Origin of the sequence: Nonomuraea sp. K271, assembly GCF_009908215.1 — a bacterium.
Taxonomy (GTDB): Bacteria; Actinomycetota; Actinomycetes; order Streptosporangiales; family Streptosporangiaceae; genus Nonomuraea; species Nonomuraea longispora.
The window spans coordinates 1-6,420 of the sequence record NZ_JAAAHR010000283.1; the positions used below are offsets into that span (position 1 = coordinate 1).

Annotated in this window: 5 protein-coding genes; 4 read left to right on the plus strand and 1 reads right to left on the minus strand. The window is 68.9% G+C overall.

All coding sequences use genetic code 11. The features are described 5' to 3' along the window. Positions 1-2,769: ATP-binding protein (locus tag GUY59_RS45435; RefSeq protein WP_138208504.1), on the plus strand; the 2,769-nt coding region annotated here is incomplete at its 5' end. Positions 2,770-3,064: 295 nt separating this feature from the next. On the opposite strand, the gene GUY59_RS45440 is transcribed toward GUY59_RS45435, so the two are convergent. Next, positions 3,065-3,727 carry a TetR/AcrR family transcriptional regulator gene (locus GUY59_RS45440; protein ID WP_138208505.1) on the minus strand — a complete coding sequence of 221 codons (663 nt, stop codon included), beginning with the start codon at positions 3,725-3,727 and terminating at the stop codon, positions 3,065-3,067. A 140-nt stretch (positions 3,728-3,867) separates the two neighbouring features. Here GUY59_RS45440 and GUY59_RS45445 point away from each other — a divergent pair, with 140 nt between their 5' ends. From GUY59_RS45445 to GUY59_RS45455, 3 genes are all read left to right on the plus strand, one after another. Then, positions 3,868-5,376: a flavin-containing monooxygenase gene (locus tag GUY59_RS45445; RefSeq protein ID WP_138208506.1), complete on the plus strand. Its 1,509-nt coding sequence runs from the start codon at positions 3,868-3,870 to the stop codon at positions 5,374-5,376. A 20-nt stretch (positions 5,377-5,396) separates the two neighbouring features. Continuing rightward, positions 5,397-5,759, plus strand: coding sequence for a hypothetical protein (locus tag GUY59_RS45450; protein WP_138208507.1), 363 nt, complete (start codon positions 5,397-5,399; stop codon positions 5,757-5,759). 121 nt (positions 5,760-5,880) lie between these two features. Then, entirely contained in the window at positions 5,881-6,036 is a 156-nt protein-coding gene (locus GUY59_RS45455; protein ID WP_236668132.1) for an NADPH-dependent FMN reductase, read from the plus strand. The last annotated feature ends 384 nt before the right edge of the window (positions 6,037-6,420 follow it).

A 6,420-nucleotide genomic window follows, 5' to 3' on the forward strand; every position in this document is an offset into this window, starting at 1 on the left:
CGCCTGGAGCTGGGCGAGCACGGTCTTCTCGCCGGGGAGCTCGGCGACCTGATCCGCCGCCACCCGCTCCGGGAGCGGCTGCGTGCGGCCCATATGCGAGCCCTGTACGGCGCGGGCCGGGCGAGCGAGGCCCTGGACAGCTATCAGGATCTGCGCCGCGGCCTGGGGGAGGACCTGGGCCTTGAGCCGGGTCCTGAACTGGCCGCCCTGCAACGGGAGATCCTGCGGCAGGACCCGACCCTGCGGGCCGTCCCGGCACCGATGTCCGCCCCGCGCCGCCACACCAACCTGCCTGTCCCGGCCACCGCCCTGGTCGGGCGGTCGGACTCCGTGCATGAGGTCCGCGCCCTGGTCGCGGCGGGCCGCCTGGTGACGTTGACCGGGCCCGGCGGAGTCGGCAAGACGCGGCTGGCGGTAGAGGTGGCGTCCGGCCTGACCGGTTCCTACCCGGACGGTGTCTGGCTGGTGGAGCTGGCCGCCCATGCCTTCTCCACCGAGTCCGGCGCCACCACCACGGGTGATGAGCTGGCCGAGGTCGTGGCCGCGACGCTGGGGGTCCGGGACGACGCCGGCCGCTCCGGCCCGTTGCCGCGCACGCTGCTCGACCGTCTGTCCGACGCGCTCCGCGCCCAACGCCTGCTGCTGGTCCTCGACAACTGCGAGCATGTCATCGAGGCCGCCGCCGGCCTGGCCCGGGCGCTGCTGCGGCACGCCCCAGGCGTACGGATCCTCGCCACGAGCCAGGAACCGCTGAGCATCTCGGGCGAGCAGGTCTGGCCGGTGCCCCTGCTTGATCTGCCCCCGGACTCGGATGATCAGGCGGTACTGCGCGCGTCGAGCGCGGTGCGGTTGTTCGTCGACCGGGCTGCGGCGGCCTCGCCCGGCTTCGCTCTCACCGACGACAACGCCCGTGCGATCGCCTCGATCTGCCGTCGGCTCGACGGCATTCCGCTGGCCCTGGAGCTGGCGTCGACCCGGGTCCGGGTCCTCGGGGCGCGTGAGGTGGCCAGGCGTCTGGACGATCGGTTCAGGCTGCTCACCGGCGGTCATCGGGGCGTCCCTGCACGGCAGCAGACCTTGCGCGCGATGATCGATTGGAGCTGGGAATTGCTCACCGCGGCCGAGCAGGTAGTGCTGCGCCGGCTCGCCGTCCACTCCGATGGCTGCACGCTGGAGGCCGCCGAGGCGGTCTGCGCCGGTGCCGGTGTGAAGCCCGCCGAGGTACTGGACCTGCTGACCCGTCTGGTCGACCGTTCTCTTGTGCTGGTCGCCCACGATGCGGACGGCACCCGGTACAGGCTGCTCGAGTCGGTGTCGGCGTACCTCTTGGAGCGGCTGCGGGAAACCGAGCACGAGCGTGTACGGCGCGCTCACGCGTACTACTACGTGGCGTTCGCCGAACGGACGGATCCCTTCCTTCGCGGCGCCGATCAGCAGCGCCGGCTGCGGGTTCTGGACGCCGAGACCGCCAATATCCGCAGCGCGCTCGACAGCGCCGCCGCGGACGGCGACGGCCACCTGATGCGCCGGCTCGTCCACGCGATGGCCTGGTACTGGTTCCTGCGCGGCCGTCTCAGCGAGGCCAGGCGCTACCTCGCCATGGCCCTCGCCCTGCCCGGCGATTCCTCCGGCGGCGGTGAGGGCGAGGAGGACTCTGCGGCCGGCCGGGTACCGGACCGGTCGGGCACCGTGGCCTGGCACACCGGGATGAGCCTGCTGTCCGGCGTCCCGGACGGACCGGCACGCCACAGCCAGGCCCTCCTGGAGGTGTACGAGGGCATCCGCGATCCCCATGAGCGGGTAAGGGCGGGCTGGCTGCTCGCTTACGCGGTCACCAGGTTCGGCGACTTCGCGGTGGGCACGGAACTGCTGAACCGGATGCTCACTGAGTCCCGTGCGCTCGGTGATCGCTGGGGCCTCGCCGCGGGGCTCAGCACCCGAGGCATGCAGACCTACGTCTGCGGCGAGCTGAACGCTTCCCGGCGCGACGGCGAGGAGAGTCTCGAGCTCTTCCAGGAGGCCGGTGACCGGTGGGGGCAACTGCAGGCCACGGCCGTGCTGGGCCGGCTGGCGGAGATCGAGGGCGACTATCCGCAGGCCGCCCGCCTGCACCGGGAGGGGGCGCGGATGGCGGAGGAGCTAGGGCTGTGGACCGACGCCTCGATGCGCTGGTCCGAGCTCGGCAGGATCACCCTGCTGACCGGCGACCACGCCGGGGCCGAGGAATTCCACGAGCGGGCCAGGCGCCTCGCCATCGAGCAGGGCGACCAACCGGCCGAGGAGTACGCCGAGCTCGGGCTCGCCCTGGGGGCGCGCCGACAGGGCCGACTCGACCGGGCGGAATCGTACCTGCGCCGCTGGCTGGAATGGAACCGGCAGTTCGACGCAGAGTACGGGACGGCGCTGATCCTGGCCGAACTCGGCTTCGTCGCGGAACTGCGCGGGGACGCGAAGACGGCACTGGCGCTGCATCGGGAAGGGCTGGTCGCGGCCCGGGACACCGGCGACCCTCGGGCGATCGCCCTGGCCTTGGAGGGGCTCGCCGGGGCGCGGGCCCTCGCCGGTCGCCCTCTACAGGCCGCACGCCTGCTCGGTGTGGCCTCCGCGGCCCGCGCCTCGGTGGACGCGCCGCTGCCGGCGGCCGAACGCGGTGACGTGGACCGGATCACCGCGGCGCTACGCGCGGCACTCGGCGAAGCAAGATTCGAAGCCGAGTTCGAACTGGGCACCGCCCTGAACCCGGACGACGCGGAACTGCTCGACACGTGACGGGATACGCCCGGACGCGCGCCCGCTTGGCGCATGGACGGCTGGACGTGAACACGCAGCGCTCCGGGCTGACACGTGGTGATCAAACACACCGGGCTATCTTCAAGGTCCCGCCTCACTGACTCGACTCGCAGCTTCAACTCGAAATCCACCGTGATGCGCGCCCCGCGTCCACCGGGCTTGCCGGTGATCTGTTCGTGGAGCATCGCGACGGCGTTGAAAGCCGCTGGCTGGCTGGCACGCGTCTCTCTGTCAGCTCGCAGCCGCCTGCCCAGCGAAGGTGTGAACTTTCGGATCAGGCAGTCGAGGTGGGTCGCGCGGTCTGGTAGATGGTGGTGAGCCAGATATGGAGCAGGATCTCCACGACGTCGGATGCCGGCACCGCGGGCTCGTCGCCGGTCAATGTCGCATAGAACACCGAGTCGTTCATGGCGTTCAGCGCGATGGCGAGATCGCGGGCTCGCAGTCCGGGCGGCGCGGCGCCGCGGGCACGCTCGGCCTCAATGGCCAACGTGGTCCTGGTGATCCATATCTCCTTCATGTCGGACCGCCAGCGACGGACCTCCGCGCTGGTGCGCCCGGCCTCGACGGCGGCGGCCAGCACCGAGCGGTGCGCACCGAAGGTCGTGTGGGTTGCGACGAGGCACTCACGCCAGTAGCGCACCGGGTCTTCGCGGAGCCGGTCGAACTCTCCTGCCACGGCCTCGCCGATCTCTTCGGTCACGCGGTCGAGCAGAGTGAGCAGCACCGCGTCCTTCGATCGGAAATAGAAGTAGAAGGTGGGGCGCGAGATCCCAGCGCCGCGCGCGAGGTCGTCGACCGAGATTTCGCTCAGCGCCCGCTCCTGGAGCAGCTTCGCCGCGGTGGCGAGGATGTCCAGCTCCCGGTCGTCGCCTGTGGGCCGGGCAGCACGGCGGCCACGGCTCGAACGTGGTGTCGCGGCGCCGTCGTGGGTCATGCAATCCAGCCTATAGGGGCCGACTGTGCGGAATCAACGCGATGTCGAATTACTCGACATACTGTTGATTATGTCGACATAGTGTCGATATGTTTGGGGCTGCACATGGGTTATGCGGGCTGGAGTACGAAGGGATGGCCATGACGCTCGAGCACCTTGACATCCTGATCGTGGGGGCTGGTCTGTCCGGTATTGGTGCTGCTTGTCATCTGCGCCGGAAATGCGCGGGCAAGACGTACGCCATCCTCGAAGCCCGCGGAGCGATCGGCGGCACGTGGGACCTGTTCCGCTACCCCGGCGTCCGCTCCGACTCCGACATGTTCACCCTGGGCTACCGGTTCAACCCCTGGCCCGAGGCCAGGTCGATCGCCGACGGCAGGTCGATCCGCGAATACGTGCGGCGCACCGCGCGAGAGCACGGCGTCGCCGACAAGATCCGGTTCCACCACCGCGTCATCAGCGCGGGATGGTCTACGGCAGATGCACGCTGGACCGTTCGGGCAAAGCGCCTTGACACCGGCGAGACCATCCTCCTCACCTGCGGTTTCCTCTTCGTCAACACCGGCTACTACCGCTATGACCGGGGTTTCACCCCCGAGTTCCCGGGCGCCGACCGCTTCAGGGGCCCCATCGTGCATCCCCAGCACTGGCCGCGGGATCTGGACTACGCCGGCAAGCGCGTCGTGGTCATCGGCAGCGGCGCCACGGCGGTGACGCTCGTTCCGGCGATGGCGCAGGCGGCCGAGCACGTCACGATGGTGCAGCGCTCACCTAGCTACGTCCTGTCACTGCCGTCCACCGACCCTGTCGCTGACGTGCTGCCTGCGAAAATCGCCTACACGGTCATACGGTGGAAGAACATCCTGATGGGCCTGCTGTTCTACCAGTTGAGCCGGCGACGGCCGGAATGGGTGAAGCGCTTCCTGCGTTACGGCGTGCACCGTCGATTACCGCTGGACCACGACGTCGACGTCCATTTCAAGCCGCGTTACGACCCCTGGGACCAGCGGCCGTGCATCGTGCCGGACGCTGATCTGTTCCATGCCTTACGCGACGGAAGAGCGTCGATCGTGACCGCTGGGATCGACACGTTCACCGAGGACGGGGTCCGGCTCGCGTCCGGAAGGGAACTGGCGGCTGACGTCATCGTCACCGCCACCGGTCTGAACCTGATGGCCATCGGTGGGATGGCATTGAGTGTCGACGGTGCAACTGTCGAGATCGGAAGGACGACGGCCTACAAGGGCATGATGCTCTCCGGTGTGCCGAACTTCGCGTTCACCATCGGCTACACGAACGCGTCCTGGACGCTCAAGGCGGACCTGGTTTCCACTTATGCGTGCCGGCTGATCAATCACATGGAACGACAGGGCTATCGGTTCTGCGTGCCGACCGGACCCGCGCCGTCGGCCCACCCGCTTATCGACCTCAAATCCGGATATGTCATGCGCAGTATCGAGGCGTTTCCCAAGCAGGGAGCATCGGCACCATGGCGGCTGCATCAGAACTACCTGCGAGACGTACTGCTGATGCGCCACGGCCGCTTGGAAGACGGCACCATGCGATTCCTCCGGTCGGCGCTCGCCGCTCCGAAGAGCCCTGCTCAAGCACACCTTGACGCCGCGACAGAACAGGAGAACAAGAAATGACCTTGCGGATTCCCGCGGTCGTGAACGACGGCGACGGTGGCAGCAGGCTGACCACCGTAGCGCTCGAACAACATGAAACGGACCTGGGACCCGGCGTGGCGTCCATGTTGTCCACGACCCCATCCGAGGTGGTGTCGATACAGTTCATCGACCTTCTCGCCGCCATCACCATCCCCGCGCACCCGGCGCCGGCCCGCCAATTCGTTGTCGTTCTCCGCGGGAGCATCGAGGCCGAAGACACCACCGGGGAAACCCGGCGACTCGGGCCCGGAGACGTCGCCTTCGCCGCGGACATCAAGGGAGGCCACATCACCCGCATCGTCGAGCACCCGGCACGTCTGATGTTCGTCGTGCTGCCCGACGGCGCACCCGGCCCGGCCTGACAGCGCCGATGAAGACTCCTGGAGCACGCGGACAGTGGATCAGCCGCGACAATGCCGCCGACCAGAGCCGGACGGCGCGCCCCCGTTTCTCCGAACGATCACGATCGAAGGGGCAACGACCATGATCAATGTCGCGATCATCATCGGGAGCACACGTCCGGGGCGCAACGGGGAGGCAGTGGCCCGCTGGGTTCACGATCTCGCGGCGACGCGCGATGATGCCCGGTTCGAACTCGTCGATCTCAAGGACTTCGGCCTGCGTCTTGGTTTCGAGTGATGACGACGGTGGTGTCCGGACGAGTGAGGCCGCTTCGGCGGCGGTCTTGATCCGTTGGAGGGTTTGGATCATGCCGGCGCGGGTGGCGGCCCGTGTGCGCCTGCGCGCTGCGGGGATGCTCTGGAGGGCCTCGGCCCATCGGGGGGAGGCGGAGGCCGGCGATACGGTGTACTGCTCGATCACCTGGGTGCCTCCGGCGTCGCCGGGAGCGAGCAGGTAATGCCACAGCGTCGACGGGAGGCTTCGCACATGGGTGGGGAAGGCGAACTCGGTCCCGGGCTCGCAGACCACGACCTCGCATTCGCGTGACCAGCGCAGGCCGGCCATGCGGTTGTGGCCGACGAACCGGGCCCCGGCCGCCGGGCCGGTGGCCGGGGCTATCCA